General features: G+C 36.6%; 4 protein-coding genes. 2 read left to right on the top strand and 2 right to left on the bottom strand.

Annotation, left to right across the window (positions count from 1 at the left end):
• Positions 1–356 precede the first annotated feature (356 nt).
• Together AB1349_13385 and AB1349_13380 are read right to left on the bottom strand one after the other, a co-directional pair.
• A complete protein-coding gene (locus AB1349_13385) occupies positions 357–632 on the bottom strand; it encodes a hypothetical protein (protein ID MEW6558317.1) in 276 nt (91 codons plus the stop codon).
• Between the two features lie 43 nt (positions 633–675).
• Complete coding sequence (locus AB1349_13380) at positions 676–1608, bottom strand: transposase (protein MEW6558316.1); 933 nt, start codon at positions 1606–1608, stop codon at positions 676–678.
• A gap of 155 nt (positions 1609–1763) precedes the next feature.
• Between AB1349_13380 and AB1349_13375 the strand changes: the two genes are divergently transcribed.
• Positions 1764–2096 (top strand): M23 family metallopeptidase, encoded by a 333-nt coding sequence (locus tag AB1349_13375; protein ID MEW6558315.1) that lies wholly within the window; start codon positions 1764–1766, stop codon positions 2094–2096.
• Between the two features lie 105 nt (positions 2097–2201).
• On the top strand, positions 2202–2399 hold the full coding sequence (locus tag AB1349_13370; protein ID MEW6558314.1) for a hypothetical protein: 198 nt from the start codon (positions 2202–2204) through the stop codon (positions 2397–2399).
• The last annotated feature ends 446 nt before the right edge of the window (positions 2400–2845 follow it).

The following is a 2845-nucleotide window of genomic DNA, read 5'->3' as shown; positions in this document are numbered from 1 at the left end:
ATTTATTTTTTGTCAAATTTTTTTGCGTCTCGTTATCACATTTTATCTTTGCCTTGTAGCTCATACAGTAAAATGTATATTTTTCAAGCCGTTTATACTTGCACTTTTTATCTCGCTGGTTGCAAATAAGATTAAATCTGTATTTCTTCACAAGACCATTATACTTTTTTCAGGTTAAAAGGCAAGAAAAATTTTGTGGTAGGTTAAACCCAAATTACTCAGTTGGCAGACCATTCCCGTCTGAGATGTCATAACTTTTTTGTTCAACTGATTTTCCACTAATTTTTTCTTATATTTTTGTTTTTTTTCACCACCTTTTTTATCCCTGATTTTCATCAGGGCAGGCTTTTTTTTTATCAAGTTTCAACTGCAACACAGTTGGGATTTTGAGAATAAAAAATCGTTGACAACCATTCAAAAAATTTCGCTTTTCGCCACCCGCCGACAGACAGCCTGATTATTTCCTTGTGTCCAGTTCTTCCAAGTATTGCACCCAGTGCGAATATCGTTGTCCTTATAGTTGATAATGTCTTGCGACCAGTTAGTTTCAAACATTTCTGAAATTCCTGTATTAGATTATGGATGAAACATATAAGACGGAAAACCGCTTCAGTCGGAAAAAACTTTTTCATACAGAAACCGTTTATCCCATAATCCCATTTCAGTTCTTTAATTCTATTTTCTGTATCTGACCGTCCACGATAAAATTGCTGGCACATGTTCCCGGATTATTATTACCCGACGAGCTTTTCTCCAAGTAGTTGCCTGATAATAAACTTCTCCTATTTCTATTCCCTTGGCAATTTTCTGCCAACTGGTTATTAGAGTTGTTTTCGCCTGTAATCTACCGGTGAATTTCATCCCTATAGCATATTGTTTTGAGATGCTTTCACTCTCAAGAAAATCCAGAAAATTACCGTCTGAAAATCCAGAGTCACCTCTAATAGCACTTACTTTTATATGCTGTGGTAAAATAGACAATGTTTCTAAAAGAAAGGCATTAGCACCCCTTGAACTTTTTGTATTTCCTGAACGCAACCAGCCATGCACAACCATATTTGCTTCAGATAAAACAGCAAGTATCGGATGATGTGAAGGTCTGCCTCGCTTCTTTGGATTATACCCTTTCTTTGCACCTTCCTGCTTCCCGTATCTCTCAAATACTGATGAATCTAAATCCAGTGTATATCCGGCTTCTCTTGTGGCAACTCTGTTAAATTGCCACCTGAATAATTTCGGGAACATTTCTTCTACCTGCTTCTGTCCGAACCGTCTGAAAAATCTGGCAAATGTAGCATCAGTTGGATACCGATTTATATCTAAAATCTTTTTCACTACCTTGTCCTGTCTTAAAAGTTCCAAATGTTGAAACCGCCTTGAGCCAACTAATACGCCCGCAATAAATGACAACATCGTATCCTCTGGCTTCGTCGCATTTGGCGATGTCAACTCAAATGGTAGAGTGCTTTTCAATTCTTCCACAAGCCCTATCTCCTGTTCATATTTGCTGAACAGTACTAACCCGCCCCATGCACTTACCGGTTTATCTGTAAATGTAAGTGCCACTTGCTTTTTCTCTTTAAGTGTTGTAAAATTGAACTGCACCATTTTTTTGTGCCTCCTTTTTTGGATTTTTTTATATCAAGGAGATTATACAAAAAATGGTGCTTTTTTTATACCCAACTGAGTAATTTGGGTTTATTCGTGATAAAGACCAAAACTGTCTTGATGACCTTACAGGAAAACCAGTTTTTGTAGTTGCTATGCTTGACGGTATTGTAATTTCTATCTTTAAAGAGTGGAGCAAAGGAAGTAAACCCCGCTCCTGCATGCAGGGGCGGGGTAAACTTAGAGGCGGGAACTATATCTGGTGTTATCACCCGCAACAAAAACTTGTTACCTACTACGCACATCTTAGGGATGTTTTGGTTGAACCAGGCCAGAAAGTTTCAGCTGGAGATAAGTTAGGGACGATAGGCAGAACAGGTTTTTCAGCAGCACCTGCAAGGAGTCCAACACATCTACATCTTATGGTTTTAAAATACATAAATGGAGAGTTCCAACCATATGATTTCTACAAAAACTTACAGAACTAAAAAACAGTTGACCCCGCACTTTATAAAAAAACCCTGAGAAAGGGTGGGGTTGACAAAATCGCTGTTTTGTATTATAATTTTCATAAGAGACAAGTGGAGGGAAATATGCAAACAACAATAACTATTCCTAAACAATTAACACACGGAGATGAACTTATTGTGGTTCGTAAGAAAGAATACGAAAAATTACAAAAACATCTTGCAGAAGTGCGTGATGCACTGCGAAAAATGAGACGGGGTGAGAAAGAATTGCGTAATGGTAAAATAAAGCCGATACATTCACTATCCGATTTGGATAAATAATGCCGATTACAAAAATTTATCCTACCTCCCATTATTTTTAGTGGGGATTTTTTTATTATGCCCGCAACAAAAGCAGAAGAAAATGTATACACCAGAAGTTTTTGGTCGGTCTGAACAAAAAAGAATAAATATAAATAATGTGAAATAACTAATACAGACGCAATAAGTATTTGTAGTTGCCGATTTATCGGCATCTTTATTAAAATCACACATAAATGGGCAACTACAATGTCTTCTTTTTGTCAAATTACTTAGGATTCACTGAAAAAAGCAAAAGTTCATTGACATATAAACGGAAAAATAGTATAATAGGACATAGAAAATAACACAAAAACTGCAAGGAAAAACGGGAAAAGAGCCAAAAACCCTTGCAGTTTTGACAGTGAACGGAGGCAAAAAATGTCCTATAAAGTAAAAGACCGTAGAACTGGGAATTTATTTTCAGA

It is taken from the genome of Elusimicrobiota bacterium (genome assembly GCA_040757695.1).
Lineage (GTDB): Bacteria > Elusimicrobiota > UBA8919 > UBA8919 > UBA8919 > JBFLWK01.
The sequence above is the reverse complement of the archived record's forward strand: the minus strand, read 5'-3'. Positions and strand labels throughout refer to the sequence as shown.